This is a genomic window from Collinsella aerofaciens (genome assembly GCF_040926265.1).
GTDB classification, from domain to species: Bacteria; Actinomycetota; Coriobacteriia; order Coriobacteriales; family Coriobacteriaceae; genus Collinsella; species Collinsella aerofaciens_BB.
Window position 1 is genome coordinate 48651 of the sequence record NZ_JBCOIL010000014.1, and the last position, 13121, is coordinate 61771.

The 13121-nt window shown below is 62.7% G+C and carries 10 protein-coding genes and 1 tRNA gene; 10 read left to right on the plus strand and 1 reads right to left on the minus strand.

The genetic code is table 11. The features are described 5' to 3' along the window. The first annotated feature begins 18 nt into the window (after nucleotides 1–18). The gene (gene folP, locus AB5767_RS05665) at nucleotides 19–1749 is read left to right on the plus strand and encodes a dihydropteroate synthase (protein WP_368132442.1); all 1731 of its coding nucleotides are present in this window, start codon (nucleotides 19–21) and stop codon (nucleotides 1747–1749) included. Further along, nucleotides 1750–2451, plus strand: a complete 702-nt coding sequence (locus AB5767_RS05670; RefSeq protein WP_055310271.1) for a hypothetical protein — start codon at nucleotides 1750–1752, stop codon at nucleotides 2449–2451. It abuts the gene before it with no gap. A 145-nt stretch (nucleotides 2452–2596) separates the two neighbouring features. Here AB5767_RS05670 and AB5767_RS05675 read toward each other — a convergent pair whose 3' ends face one another. Then, entirely contained in the window at nucleotides 2597–3370 is a 774-nt protein-coding gene (locus tag AB5767_RS05675; RefSeq protein ID WP_368132441.1) for a type III pantothenate kinase, read from the minus strand. Between the two features lie 196 nt (nucleotides 3371–3566). Here AB5767_RS05675 and AB5767_RS05680 point away from each other — a divergent pair. The 8 genes from AB5767_RS05680 (at nucleotide 3567) to AB5767_RS05715 (ending at nucleotide 12895) form a co-directional block, all read left to right on the plus strand. Next, nucleotides 3567–3643: transfer RNA gene (locus AB5767_RS05680), tRNA-Met, on the plus strand. Between the two features lie 528 nt (nucleotides 3644–4171). Continuing rightward, nucleotides 4172–6202 carry a bilirubin reductase, long form gene (gene bilR / locus AB5767_RS05685; RefSeq protein WP_368132440.1) on the plus strand — a complete coding sequence of 677 codons (2031 nt, stop codon included), beginning with the start codon at nucleotides 4172–4174 and terminating at the stop codon, nucleotides 6200–6202. A 448-nt stretch (nucleotides 6203–6650) separates the two neighbouring features. Continuing rightward, nucleotides 6651–7046 carry a helix-turn-helix domain-containing protein gene (locus tag AB5767_RS05690; protein ID WP_368132439.1) on the plus strand — a complete coding sequence of 132 codons (396 nt, stop codon included), beginning with the start codon at nucleotides 6651–6653 and terminating at the stop codon, nucleotides 7044–7046. Nucleotides 7047–7226: 180 nt separating this feature from the next. Beyond that, nucleotides 7227–10109 carry a proton-conducting transporter transmembrane domain-containing protein gene (locus AB5767_RS05695; RefSeq protein WP_368132438.1) on the plus strand — a complete coding sequence of 961 codons (2883 nt, stop codon included), beginning with the start codon at nucleotides 7227–7229 and terminating at the stop codon, nucleotides 10107–10109. Between the two features lie 12 nt (nucleotides 10110–10121). Continuing rightward, a complete protein-coding gene (locus tag AB5767_RS05700) occupies nucleotides 10122–10709 on the plus strand; it encodes an NADH-quinone oxidoreductase subunit B family protein (RefSeq protein WP_368132437.1) in 588 nt (195 codons plus the stop codon). Beyond that, complete coding sequence (locus tag AB5767_RS05705; protein ID WP_368132436.1) at nucleotides 10709–11452, plus strand: NADH-quinone oxidoreductase subunit C; 744 nt, start codon at nucleotides 10709–10711, stop codon at nucleotides 11450–11452. Before AB5767_RS05700 ends, AB5767_RS05705 begins: the two co-directional genes overlap by 1 nt. 5 nt (nucleotides 11453–11457) lie before the next feature. After that, nucleotides 11458–12546 (plus strand): hydrogenase large subunit, encoded by a 1089-nt coding sequence (locus tag AB5767_RS05710; RefSeq protein ID WP_368132435.1) that lies wholly within the window; start codon nucleotides 11458–11460, stop codon nucleotides 12544–12546. A 7-nt stretch (nucleotides 12547–12553) separates the two neighbouring features. After that, complete coding sequence (locus AB5767_RS05715) at nucleotides 12554–12895, plus strand: 4Fe-4S dicluster domain-containing protein (RefSeq protein WP_195443991.1); 342 nt, start codon at nucleotides 12554–12556, stop codon at nucleotides 12893–12895. Nucleotides 12896–13121 lie beyond the last annotated feature (226 nt).

Sequence of the window (13121 nt, forward strand, 5' to 3'; positions counted from 1 at the left end):
CATTTTAGGAGGATGTTCATGGCGAACGACAGCAAGACATGGCGGTGCGGAAAGTACGAGCTCAGCTTTGACCGTCCGCGCATCATGGGCGTCCTCAACGTGACGCCCGATTCGTTTAGCGATGGCGGGGAGCACTTCGACCCGGATGCCGCCATCGAGTACGGCTTGGCGATGCTCGACGCCGGCGCCGACATCATCGACGTGGGCGGCGAGTCCACGCGCCCCGGCTTTACCCCGGTCAACCCCGACGAGGAGGCTCGCCGCGTGCTGCCCGTGGTGCGTGCGCTGGCCAAGGAGGGCGCCATCGTCTCGATCGACACGCGTCATGTGGCGGTTGCCAAGGCGGCCGTGCGCTGCGGCGCCTCGATCGTCAACGACGTGACGGGCTTCACTGATCCCAAGATGGTCGAGTTCGTTAAGACGAGCACCTGCGGCGTCATCGTGATGCATGCCGGCGAGGTCGCCGCGCCCGCCCGCACGCACGCAACGGTGCAGCTCGATACCTCGGCAGCGGCGTTTGTTGCCGAGAAGGCGCGCGAGGCGGCTGCCGAGGCCGCGCGTGAGGCCGAGAAGCCGGCTCGCCGCCGTCGCGGCAAGTTGCTGGGCGAGCCTAAGCCGGAGGCCAAGCTTCCGGGCGGCGTGGTGCAGCCCTCGTTGCCGTTTGGCGAACCGGAGCCCACGTCCGAGCCTTCAAGCGAGCAGGAGACGCCGGCCGCCGAGCAGGCTGCTGCCGCCGAGACCGTCGCGCCCGCGCCCGAGGCCACCGAGGCCGCATCGGAGTCCAATGACCGACTGGCCGCCATGATGCGCCGCAGCGCCCGCCGCGAGGAAGCCTACGTGCCCACCTCGCAGCTCCGCCGCTTCACCCTGCCCGATTCGGCGCCCATCATGCGCCGCGTCATGGGCTTTCTGTCCGACCAGGCCCGCACACTCATCCATGCCGGCGTGTCGCGCGACCGCATCTGCATCGATCCTGGCCCGGGCTTTGGTAAGTCGGCTAACGAGGACATCGTCATCCAGCGCGAGACTGCCAAGATGGCGTCACTGGGCTATCCGCTCATGTGCGCCGTGTCGCGCAAGCGTTTTGTGGGCGCTATCTCGGGCGTGACCGAGGCCGCCGCGCGCGATGCCGCCACGTTTGGCGTGTGCCTGGGCGCCATCCAGGCCGGTGCCAACATCGTGCGCGTGCACGACGCCGCGGGTTTTGCGCAGTTCCTGAACGGCTACTGGGCGGTTGCCAAGCCGCAGCCGCGCCGCGCGTTTGTGGCCGTGGGCTCCAACCTGGGGCATCGCTGCGACAACATCCGCGCCGCACGTGAGATGATCGCCGAGATTCCACTTACCTGCGTGTCTAACTCCTCCAAGATTTACGAGAGCGAGCCGGCCTACGAGACGCGCCAGGACGCCTTTGCCAACGCCGTCATCGAGATCAAGACCGAGCTGGCGCCGCTGGTGCTGCTCGACGAGCTCATGAAGATCGAGGCCGAGCTTGGGCGCGACCGCTCCAAAAAGGCCAAGGCCAACGGTCCGCGCACCATCGACCTGGACCTGCTGTGGATGGACGGCGAGACTCACGGCGGCAAAAAGCTGCGCCTGCCGCATCCTCTCATTGGCGAGCGCGACTTTGTGCTGGTGCCGCTCGAGGACCTGATGCACGACCCGGCGCGGTTCTTCCGCTACAACGGTGTCGAGGTCAAGGAGCCCGAGGACCGCGTGGGCCATATCGTGGGCGAATTGGGGCGTATGTAGATGATCGAGATGAATGCTGTTGTCGCCGGTACCGAGCTTGACGCCGCGCGCGACGCGGGCCGCGAGGGTGCGTCCGCGGGCTGGTGCGCTTGGAGCGCGGGCGATGCTTCGCTGACGTTTTCGCTGATCGTGCGCCCGGACGTGAACATGCATGCCTTCCACGGCCTGCCGTTTGTGGCCGCGATGGGCATGATGGACGCGCTCGTGGGCACGGCTTCGACGCCGGGGTTGGGCCTTGCCGGTAAGGTGGGTATCCAGTGGCCGAGCGATATCGTGTGCGGTGCGCCTGCGTTTGAGACGTCGCTCGCGCGTGTTGCCGTGAACGGCGGTGCCGCTGCTGCGGGCATGTTCGGTGCCGTGACGGTGGATATTGAGCGTTCGGCGCTGGGCGAGCTTGGTGTGGACGTGGCTGACGAAGCGCTGGTCGAGACGCTGGCCGCCGCCGTGCTGGCCCGCGTGGACGCTTGGGCGGTTGTTGCCAACACGCCGCAAGGCGCCGCAGGGCCGCTGGCTCCCGTGCTGGGCGAGTACTTCGACATGGTGCCGCTGCTGGGCCGCCAAGTTGCGGCGGTGTCGCCCAACGGCCTGCCGCTTGCGGTCGGTGTGTTTGCAGGCCTGGACATCTGGGGCCGCGCGACCATTAAGACCGATGCCGGCGAGCAGGAGTTTCCGCCCGAGGCCGTACGAATTCGCGGGCTGTAGCGCGGGGCGCTCGCGCTCAAAGATAACGATGACAACGAAGCCCTCTTCGGCCTGTGCCGGGGAGGGTTTCGCCTGTCTGGGGAATGGGCTTGGCGAACGTTTGCGGGGACTGTGGCATCGGGCGTGCTCGACTTAAGCCCCTGTCCTATCCCAGCTCCTGCATGCGGCGGTAGATTTCGCAGATACCCTTGATGGTGAGCTGTCCGTCGACCACGTCGAAGGCATCGGTCGAATCGGCGACGATGCTGGCGAGACCGCCCGTGGCGATAACGGTGGCATCCTCGCGGCCCAGCTCGCGCTTCATGCGCGCGACCAGGCCCTCAGCCATGGCGGCGGCGCCCATCACGGCGCCGACCTTGATGCACTCTTCGGTGTCGCGACCGATGGCATGCTCGGGCGCCTCGAGCGGAACGCTGGCGAGCTTGGCGGCTCGGGTGGCGAGCGCGTCCATCGAAATGCGGATGCCCGGCGCAATCGCTCCGCCAATGTAATAGCCGTCCTCGTCGATGACGTCGATATTGGTTGCGGTGCCAAAGTCCACAACGATCGCCGGGGCGCCGTAGAAGGTATCGGCGGCGACGGCGTTGGCGATGCGGTCGGCACCAACGGCCTGGGGGCGCGCCGCGCGCAGCTTGGTCACGGCGGCCGTCTGCGGCCCAATGACGATGGCGTCCGCCGCGATGCGGTCGGCCACGGCATGCCACTCACGTGAGAGCTGCGGAACCACGCCGGCAAAGGCGATCGCATCGACCGCATCGAGCGAAAGGCCGTACATCTTAAAGAAACCCATCAGGCGCACATGGATCTCGTCGGCGGTATAGGAGCGGTCGGTGGGCATGCGCCACGACTGCACCAGCTCGTTTCCGTCAAACAGGCCCATGGCCGTCTGCGTGTTTCCCATATCGATAGCGAGCAGCATGTCTACTCCCGGTGTCGGCGTAAAAGGACGCGCACCATTGTATACGCGCCGCCGACGGCGCTCGGCTGCGATTCGTTTACGCTGATATGGACTGAGGGGTTTAAATATGAAGGAATTATGCTCTGCGAGATTTTCCTTGCCGTTTACCGAACTCCCACGTAATATTCTTTTTTGCGCACATGAGGCGCCCAGACATTGCGGGGTGGAGCAGTCTGGTAGCTCGCCGGGCTCATAACCCGGAGGTCGTAGGTTCAAATCCTGCCCCCGCGACCAAGAACTTGCAGCTCGTCGGCCTAGCCGGCGGGCTTTTTTGTTATTCCGGGACTGTTTTCTCAGCCCAATTCTCAGCCTCTCAAACAAAATCTCAATCTGTAACATTTAGACCCGATTTGGACGGCTAGGTGTTACAGATCGAGATGTTTCGGCAGGACGATCTTTGTTTGTCTAAATCTGTAACACGAGGGACGGATTTTGCCGAGTTGTTGTTACAGATTGAGATCTTTCGGCAGGCCAGATTGGTTTGTCTCGATCTGTAACAGTAAGGGGCCAAAAGTCGGTCTAGATGTTACAGATTTAGATTGTTGAGGATGGGTCGAGAGGAATATCTCGATCTGTAACAGTAAGACCCGGTTTTGCTGAGTTGTTGTTACAGATCGAGACAAACCGACAGGCCGCCCCGCCCCATCCACCTGCCGCTACCTGCTGTCCGCCGATTTCCGTTGCGCTGCCGTACTCCCATGCCATATCCTCTAGACAACTACGCGGCATCATCGCCGCCGCGCCTACAAGAGAGGAATGTCCATGACCGCACCTGCATCCAAGCTGCTCCAACCCATTACGGTTGGCCCCCTTGAGCTCAAGAACCGCATTATGTTCCCGCCGCTGACCACCGGCTACGAGGAGCGCGACGGCTCCATTGGCGAGCGCAGCCTGGCTTTTTACGAGCGCTTGGCCCGTGGCGGCGTGAGCTACATCGTCATCGGCGACGTTGCCCCCGTCATGACCGCAAGTCCCACGCCCAAGCTGGCGACCGACGCCCAGATCCCCACGTTTAAGGCGCTGGCCGACGCCGTCCACAAGCATGGCGCCAAGGTCGCGCTGCAGCTGTTCCACCCCGAGTACGACGTGCCCGGTGTCGGCCGCATGGTCATGGGGTCCATGGTTGCTGCCAAGGCCGCGCAGGAGGCCAAGGCCGCCGGCGACGAGGAGACCTTTGCCGCCAAGATGGCCGAGTCCAACGAGATTCGCAAGCAGGCCTACGCCAAGCTGCACCACGACATGCAGCACTTTGTGAACGAGGCGAGTGTGGAGCAGCTCACCCAGATCAAGGAGGCCATCGCCGCCTCGGCCGCTCGCGCGCAGCAGGCCGGCATCGACGCCATCGAGGTCCACGGCGACCGGCTGGTGGGTTCGCTGTGCTCGGCCATCCTCAACCAGCGTACCGACGAGTACGGCGGCTCGTTCGAGAACCGCGTCCGCTATGCGCTCGAGGTCGTCGCTGCCATTAAGGAAGCCGCGCCGCAGCTGATGGTGGAGTACAAGCTCCCCGTGATTATGGAGAACCCCGACGGCACGCCGCGCGGCAAGGGTGGCCTGCAGCCCGACGAGGCCTGCGAGTTCGCCAAGCTGCTCGAGGGTGCGGGCATCGACATGATCCAGGTCGCGCAGGCCAACCACACCGGCAACATGGGCGACACCATTCCGCCCATGGGCGCCATGCCCTACAACTGGACGCTGCCCGTGGCCGAGCGCGTCAAGGCCCTGGTCTCCGTGCCGGTGGCCACCGTCGGACGTGTTGTCTCGGTTGAGGCCGGCGAGAAGATTCTGGAAGACGGCGCCGCCGACATCATCGGCTATGGCCGCTCGCTCATGTGCGACCCCGACATTGCGCTGAAGGCCGCGACCGGCGAGCCTATCCGCGAGTGCCTCAACTGCAATAAGGGCTGCGTCGACGCGATTCAAAACCGCAAGTACATCTCGTGCGTGCTCAACGCCGAGAACGGCGACGAGGCGACCATCGCCATCAAGCCGGGCGAGGGCGACAAGAAGATCGCCGTGGTGGGCGGCGGTATTGCCGGCCTGGAGGCCGCACGCGTGGCGGCCAAGCGCGGCTACGATGTGACCGTTTACGAGGCGAGCGATCATCTGGGCGGCCAGATTGTGCTGGCGGCCGCGCCTCCGCGCAAGGACGAGATCATGCGCTCGGTCGAGTACTACGAGAAGATTCTGCCCGGCCTGGGTGTGAAGGTCGAGCTCAACCATGTTGCTACTGCTGAGGACCTCAACGCCGCCGACGCCGCGATTGTGGCCGTGGGCGCGCACGACGTGGTCATCCCCGTTCCGGGTGCCGATTCGGACAAGGTCGTCTCGAGCTGGGACGTGCTGGCCGGCAAGGCGGAGCTTACGGGCCGCGTCGCCGTCATTGGCGGTGGCCTGGTGGGCACCGAGACTGCCGAGTACCTGCTGCAGCACGGCTGCGAGGTGGCGATCGTGGAGATGCTCGACAAGATTGCCGCGGGCGAGTCCGAGACCATTCTGCCGCTGATTATGAGCGACTTTGCAGAGCATAACGTGGAGCAGCACGTGAAGACCCGCCTGACCGCCATTACCGACGAGGGCGTGGAGGCCATTCGCACCACCGAGGACGGCGCCGAGGAGCCGGTGAAGATCGCCTGCGATTACGTGGTGATGGCCGTGGGCTCCAAGGCCAACGCGTTTGACCTGAACGGCGTGACGGTGCCCGTGACCTGCGTGGGCGACTGCTCGGGCGAGCGCACCGCCGACATCGCGAGCGCCATTCGCACGGCATATCACGCGGCCAACGAGCTGTAGTTAACTTCGCGGCCAGGCGGGGCGGTAGCACGGATTCGCCTCGCCCGGCTGTGTCCCGTCGGGTGTCAACCGGTGCGGGGCCTGCAAGCGCAGCAGGCCCCGCCCTTTTTGTTTTGCTTCGGTGGATGGCAATGCGCGGTAATCATGAGGAGTAAGGACGTCTACTGCCTTGCCGATTACTCAAAATTATTGAGGGAGGGGTTAATAACTATATCCTCTATGCCAAAGGACATAAAGAGATGCCAATTTTGTTGACAAGCGAATGACGATTAGCTGCGAGTCAGCTACCAGCGTAAATAATCGATAAAGAAATGTCGTAAATTGGTGCCAAATGTCCAGATAACACCGCGTCTATTTTAATTAACTGCTTTGAGCAAACAGTAAAATGCTACTATCTAACTTGCACGTAAGAAAGCAGATTAACGGTTAAGGCTAAGAAGTGGCAGGTATGTCGGAAGCAACTAGGACTCGCACGCATGCGCCCGAGGTTAGGCAGCGCGCCGTCGAGATCCTCCAAGAGGGGGTCGGTCATCGCGCCCTCGCCGCGGAGCTTGGCATTCCCCAGGCCACGGCTCGTCAGTGGGCCCGCGCGTATGCCGTGGGCGGTGCCGACGCCGTTCTCAACGCCGGTTCGCATCATCACACCTATTCGTACGAAGTTAAGCTCGCCGTGGTCAAGGACCGCTTGGAAAATGGCTTAACGGTTCGCGAGGCCATGATCAAGCACAAGATTCCCAGCGAGTCTTCGGTCAAGGCTTGGTGCCGCCAGTATCGCGAGAGCGGTGAGTCCGCACTGGTCGATGAGCCGCGCGGTCGCAAGCCGCGCGTTAAAAAGGCGGAATAGCGAACGGGATGGTGCGCCCACAGGGGCGCATTTTTCTTGCCGCCTCTCTGCTCCAAAGCGGACGTGCCCTTGCCCCGTACGCCTAAAACTCCCCAGTTGACCGAAAACCCGCCGCCGCTACTCATCAATTGAGCTATAACGTTAAACAATTGCAGCGTTTTTGCATGGGGGAGTGATGGTATGACGCTACTGTATTTCCTTACCCTGTTTCCGCTGGTACCGGCGCTGGGCATGCTGCTCGTGCGCGGTGACCGCGCCCGCGATGCGGTGGGGCTCATAGGTTCCGGCATTATTATGGCGGTGACAGTTGTAGTCGCCGTCATGTTTTTTGGCACGGGTCCGCAGAGCTTTGAGGTCGCCCCCGGCACCTCGCACGTGCTCTCGATCATCAGCTCCGTCATCGATGTCATCCTGTGCGCCGTCATCCTGTACAACGCGTACAAATATAGGAACGCGCTCACCACGGTGCTCGGCATCGTCCAGCTGGTGGGCTCGCTCGCCTTTGCAGCCATGACGCTGCCCGCGGCCGAAGCCGTCATCGCAACGCCGCTCTACCTGGATTACATGAGCGTGATCATGGTCCTCGCCGTCGGCATCGTCGGCAGCCTTATCTGTATCTACGCTTTGGGCTACATGAAGGACTTCCAGACCCATGATGAGCACGAGGCCGCGCTGCGCGGGCAGACCGCGCCCGACCGTCGTCCGCAGTTCCTGGCGCTTATGTTCCTGTTCCTCTCGGCCATGTTCGTCATCGTGACGAGCGACAACCTTGAGTGGCTGTTCTGCGGCTGGGAAATCACCACCGTGTGCTCGTTCCTTATGATTGGCTATACGCGCACGCCCGAGGCCATCAAGAACGCCTTTAACCAGATCATCCTCAACATGCTGGGCGGCATCGCGTTTTTGGCCGGACTCATGTACCTGCACGTTAACGGCATGCCGCTGACCATCTCGGGCATGATTGAGCTTTCCGGCGCCGGAACCGCGCAGTCCGCGCTGCTGGTGATGCCGGTCATCCTGTTGTCGCTCGCCGCGCTCACCAAGGCCGCACAGATGCCGTTCCACACTTGGCTGTTGGGTGCCATGGTTGCCCCCACGCCCACGAGCGCCCTGCTGCACTCGTCAACCATGGTCAAAGCCGGCGTGTTCCTGATGGTCAAGCTGAGCCCGCTCTATGCCATCTATCCCGTGACCGGCTTTATGGTCACGAGCGTGGGCGCCATCACGTTTTTGCTCGCTGCCCTTATGGCCATCTCGCAGAGCAATGCCAAGCGCGTGCTCGCGTACTCCACCATTTCCAACTTGGGCCTCATCAGTGCTTGCTTGGGTGTCGGCGCGCCCGAGGCCGTATGGGCGGCCATCTTCCTGATCCTGTTCCACACGGTGGCAAAGTCGCTGCTGTTCCTGTGCGTGGGCACGGCCGAGCATCATATCGGCAGCCGCAATATCGAGGACATGGACGGTATGTTCAGCCGCATGCCGCACCTGACGCGCCTGATGATGCTGGGCATCATGGGCATGTTTGTGGCGCCGTTTGGCATGCTCGTGTCCAAGTGGGGCGCTCTGGTGGCGTTCGCGCAGACCGGCAACGTGCTCATGATCATGGTACTTGCCTTTGGCTCGGCCGCGACCTTCTTCTTCTGGGGCAAGTGGCTTGCCAAGCTTTCGGGCGTCGACCCCACGGCTCAAAACGTTGAGGTCAATGTCCATAAGACCGAATGGATGGCCCTCAACACCATCGCCGCGCTGCTGATTCTGTGCTGCGTGGCGTTCCCGGTTATCTCGAGCGGTCTGGTGTCGCCTTACTTGGCCATGGTGTTTGGCCGCGTGCCGTACGTTATTGGCAAGGACGCCATGTACCTGATGGTGGTTATCGTGGCGTTTATCGCCGTGGTGCTGCTGACTTCATTCCGCGTGAGCAACAAACCGCACGTCAACGTGTACCTTTCGGGCGTGGGGACCGACAAATATCGCCATTTCCGCGGCTCGATGGGACACGAGGTGAAGGCCGAAAAGCGCAATTGGTACTCGGAGGACGCCCTTGGCGAGAAGCGTATTGGCCCCGCGGGTAGCGTGGTGTGCTGCAGCATTATCTTGTTTGCGCTGCTGTGTTGCGCGTGGATTGGGCCCGAGCGACTTGCCATGAGTGCGCCCTCGGTGCTGCGCGGCAAGTATTTTGAAGGTTCGGGCGTCGTGGGCATTTTTATTGGCACCGTGGCATTTGCCTTACTGGCGCCGCTTGTGGGCGGCCTGATCGACGGCGTTGACCGCAAACTTTCGGCCCGCATGCAGGGCCGCGTGGGCCCGCGCCTGCTCCAGCCTTTCTACGATGTGGCCAAGCTGCTGCGCAAGGCCCCCGCCAGCGTAAACACCATGGACGATACCTACATGGCGTGCGCGCTCATCTTTACCGTGGTGGGCGGCGGCATCTTTGTGTCGGGTTCCAACACGCTGTTGTGCGCTTTTATGGTGACCCTCGCTGCGATCTTTGTGGTGTTGGCGTCCGCCTCGACGCAAAGCCCGTTTGCCCAGGTCGGCGCCGACCGTGAGCTGCTGCAGGTCATGAGTTACGAGCCCGCCGTTTTGCTGATGAGCGTGGGCCTGTACCTTGCCACCGACAGCTTCGATTCCATCGCCGTGACGGGGCAGTCGGCCCCCATCATCGTGTACAGCGCGCCCATTTTCCTCGCGCTGCTCGCGGTGCTCACCATCAAGCTGCGCAAGTCGCCGTTTGACCTTTCGTACTCGCATCACGCGCATCAGGAGATCGTCCAGGGCGTCGCCACCGAGATGAGCGGCGGCACGCTGGCCAAGATGACCCTTATGCACTGGTGCGAGACCGTGCTGTTTTTGATGTGGGTGGGCATGTTCTTTGTTTGGGACAACCCGGTGAGCTGGGTCGTAGCCCTGGTCGTGATGGCTGCGACGTATTTTGTCGAGGTGCTGATCGACAACACCTTCGCACGCAGCACCTGGCGCAGCTGCTTTAGGCTCGGATGGGGCGTGGCGCTGGTGTTTGGCCTGCTCAACCTTATGCCCATCCTCGTCGACGTTTTTATTTAGGAGGCGGCATCCATGGATCATAAAATGTCGCGCTCGCCGTGGGTTATTCATTACGACGGTTCGAGCTGCAACGGATGTGATATCGAGGTGCTGGCCTCGCTCACGCCGCTGTTCGATGCGGAGCGCTTTGGCGTGGTCAACACCGGCAACCCCAAGCATGCGGATATCTTTTTGGTGACGGGGTCGGTCAATGCCCAGAACCTGCCTGTCGTGCGCCAGATCTACAACCAGATGCTCGAGCCCAAGTGTGTGGTGGCATGCGGTATCTGCGCGTGCTCGGGCGGCGTGTTTCGCGATGCCTATAACGTGATCGGCGGCGTGGACCGCGCGATTCCCGTGGATGTGTACGCGCCCGGGTGCGCCGTTCGCCCCGAGACGGTGATCGATGCCATCGTGGAGGCGTGCGGCATCCTGGATCAGAAGGAGGCCGTGATGCGTGCTGGCGGCGATCCGCTTACCGTGGGCGGCGCCGCTACCTGGGATGGTGGCGTTGAGCTGGGCGAGGGCGGGTTTGTGGCTGCGGGGGCCGGGGCTGACGATGCGCCTGCTGGGACGTCCGCGGCCGGCGACGCGCCCGCCGCTGCAAAGGGGGGCGAGTAATGCAAAAGGCTATCTATACTACCGTCGGGATCGATGAGCTCCTGTCACATGTCCAGGCGCTCAAGGGCGTCGGCGCGCGCTTTGTGCAGATGCATGCCGAGCGCTGTGTGGACGACGGATCGTATCGCTTGGTCTATACGTTTATCGACGTTCGTGCTGCTCAGGAGCATATTGCGCAGGACGGCAGCTATGCGATCGAGAACCTGGTGGTTGAGGGCATCGACCAGTACCAGGAGATTCCGTCCATCAGCTCGTACTATCCGGCGGTATTCCCGTTTGAAAACGAAACGCACGACCTGTTTGGTCTTGCCATCACCGATATGCAGATTGACTTTAAGGGCTTTTTCTACCAGGTCTCGACTGCCGAACCCATGAGCGTTATCACGCCCGAGGTGAAGGCCGCGCGCGAGAAAGCCATGAAGGTGCGTGCCGCCGCCGAGGCCAAGGCGCGCAAGGCCGCTGCCGAGAAGGCCGCCGCGGCTGCGGCTGCTGCAGGGGAGAGCGCTGCGAGTGCCGGCGATGCTTCGGCTGCGGCGAGCGCCGGCGACGCCGCGGGCGTCGCTGCTCAGCCCGCTGCGGCTGCCGGCTCCGATGCTCAGCACGATGAGGCTGCTGCGAAGGTCGCGCTCAAGGCCGCCGAGATGGAGGCAAAGCTCGCCGCCATGGATCCCGAGAAAGCGGCCAAGGTCCACGCGGCGCTTGCCGCCAAGGTCGCCCGCGACAAGCAGAAAAAGGAGGCGTAAGGTCCATGGCACATCGCTCCGTTATTCCGTTTGGCCCGCAGCACCCGGTGCTGCCCGAGCCGCTTCATCTGGACCTGGTGATCGAGGATGACCGCGTCATCGAGGCAATTCCTCAGATCGGCTTTGTGCACCGCGGGCTCGAGAAGCTCACTGAAAAGCGCGACATGCATCAGTTTGGCTACATCGCCGAGCGCATCTGCGGCATCTGCGCCGTGGGCCACAGCTGCGGCTATGCCAGCGCCTGCGAGCGCATGCTCGGCATCGAGGTGCCTGGTCGCGTGCAGTATATCCGCACCATTCTGCACGAGCTTTCGCGCATTCACTCGCATCTGCTGTGGCTGGGCCTGCTCGCCGACGCCTTTGGCTTCGAGGCGCTGTTCTATCGGTCATGGACCCTGCGCGAGCAGATACTCAAGATTTTTGAGAGCACTTGCGGCGGGCGCGTGATTCTGTCGATTAACGAGATCGGCGGCCTTAAGCACGATATCGAGGACTCCGAGCTGGCGGGCATTGTCCAGACGCTCGATGCCATGCGTCCTGACTACGAGGCCCTGGTGCATACGTTTTTGGACGACAACAGCTGCGGCGAGCGCCTGCATGGCGTGGGCGTGATTAGCAAGAAAGACGCGCTGGAGCTTTCGATGGTCGGTCCGTTCGGCCGCGCCTCGGGCGTGGACTACGACGTGCGCATGTTCGGTGACGGCGCCTATGCGGACTTGGCCGCGTTTGAGCCCATCGTTGCTACCGATGGCGATTGCTATGCCCGCTGCCAGGTGCGTTGCGCCGAGGTCACGCAGGCCATGGACATCATTAAGGAGCTTGTGGGCAAGATTCCGCACGACGGGATTGGCGGGCGCACCAAGCTTACGCCGGCCGACGGCGCGCGCGGCGAGGTTGTGATTGAGCAGCCGCGCGGCGAGGCTTATTACTATGTGCGCGGCAACGGCACCAAAAATCTGGACCGTTTCCGCGTGCGCACGCCGACGTCGCAGAACTTGGCGGGTCTGACGCATGCGCTGCAGGGTGTGCTCATTGCCAATGTGCCCATGATTATCCTGACCATCGACCCCTGCATTAGCTGCACGGAAAGGTAGGCGCGGCATGAGTTTGCTGACATTTGCCAAGACGGCCTTGGGTTCTATGGTCAAGCGGCCAGTAACGGTGTGCTATCCGCAGGAGAAGCTCGCGGCGCCTGCGCGCCTGCGCGGACATATCGTCAACGACATGGACGTGTGCATCTGCTGCGGCATGTGCGCGCGCCGTTGCCCGGCGGGCGCGCTTGCGGTCGATCGCAAGGGTGGTACCTGGTCGATCGACCCGTATGCCTGCGTGGTGTGCGGTGAGTGCATCGAGAGCTGCCCCAAGCACTGCCTGACTATGGACACCGCTCGTACTCCAGTTGCGGCGGACAAGACCCCCACGGTAGAAACCAAGCCGGAGTAGCGCCGGAATAGAGCTGGGATAGGGGCCGGTGGGGCAAAAATGCCCCGCCGCTTCCGCGCATAGGCGCGCGGCTAGGCCACCGCGAACAAAACTATGCCGGATTACGGGGCTGGAGGGCGAACCCCCAACCATGCCGAAAATCGCGAAACCAAAACCGACGCTCCTATAAGTTGTCAAGAGGCAGTTTGCGGGAGAGCTCCCTTCAATTCGCACAGGAGCTCGTAAT

Bases quoted from the DNA above. Each gene is read 5' to 3' on its own strand.
- folP (WP_368132442.1), top strand. From the start codon at position 19: ATGGCGAACGACAGCAAGACATGGCGGTGCGGAAAGTACGAGCTCAGC.
- AB5767_RS05670 (WP_055310271.1), top strand. From the start codon at position 1,750: ATGATCGAGATGAATGCTGTTGTCGCCGGTACCGAGCTTGACGCCGCG.
- AB5767_RS05675 (WP_368132441.1), bottom strand. From the start codon at position 3,370: ATGCTGCTCGCTATCGATATGGGAAACACGCAGACGGCCATGGGCCTG.
- bilR (WP_368132440.1), top strand. From the start codon at position 4,172: ATGACCGCACCTGCATCCAAGCTGCTCCAACCCATTACGGTTGGCCCC.
- AB5767_RS05690 (WP_368132439.1), top strand. From the start codon at position 6,651: ATGTCGGAAGCAACTAGGACTCGCACGCATGCGCCCGAGGTTAGGCAG.
- AB5767_RS05695 (WP_368132438.1), top strand. From the start codon at position 7,227: ATGACGCTACTGTATTTCCTTACCCTGTTTCCGCTGGTACCGGCGCTG.
- AB5767_RS05700 (WP_368132437.1), top strand. From the start codon at position 10,122: ATGGATCATAAAATGTCGCGCTCGCCGTGGGTTATTCATTACGACGGT.
- AB5767_RS05705 (WP_368132436.1), top strand. From the start codon at position 10,709: ATGCAAAAGGCTATCTATACTACCGTCGGGATCGATGAGCTCCTGTCA.
- AB5767_RS05710 (WP_368132435.1), top strand. From the start codon at position 11,458: ATGGCACATCGCTCCGTTATTCCGTTTGGCCCGCAGCACCCGGTGCTG.
- AB5767_RS05715 (WP_195443991.1), top strand. From the start codon at position 12,554: ATGAGTTTGCTGACATTTGCCAAGACGGCCTTGGGTTCTATGGTCAAG.